Origin of the sequence: Halalkalibacter flavus (genome assembly GCF_036663575.1) — a bacterium.
Lineage (GTDB): Bacteria > Bacillota > Bacilli > Bacillales > Bacillaceae_D > Halalkalibacter > Halalkalibacter flavus.
This window is the reverse complement of sequence record NZ_JAWRVK010000159.1, coordinates 1-319: the sequence shown is the minus strand read 5'-3', so window position 1 is coordinate 319 and position 319 is coordinate 1. Positions and strand designations below refer to the sequence as shown.

At 40.8% G+C, this 319-nt stretch carries 1 rRNA gene; it reads left to right on the top strand.

Annotated features, from left to right (window positions below):
* Positions 1-249: 249 nt before the first annotated feature.
* Positions 250-319 (top strand): 5S ribosomal RNA (rrf, locus tag SAY88_RS24840); the annotation flags it as partial.

Sequence of the window (319 nt, the reverse complement as noted above, 5' to 3'; positions counted from 1 at the left end):
ATTGGCAGACGCGCTAGACTTAGGATCTAGTGTCTTATGACGTGGGGGTTCGACTCCCTTCACCCGCACCATTAATTATCAAATGATTCCCCTAAAAAAGGGTTGTATGTATTGAGTGAACGTGATATATTAATATTTGTCGCTGCTAATTCGCAGTGATTTTATTTGAAATCTATTGCGTTTAATTTTTTATATCGGGATAATGATTTATGTCGCTGATGAAGTGATGCAAATATAGTTATTATATAGTCTGGTGGCGATAGCGAAGAGGTCACACCCGTTCCCATGCCGAACACGGTCGTTAAGCTCTTTTGCGCCG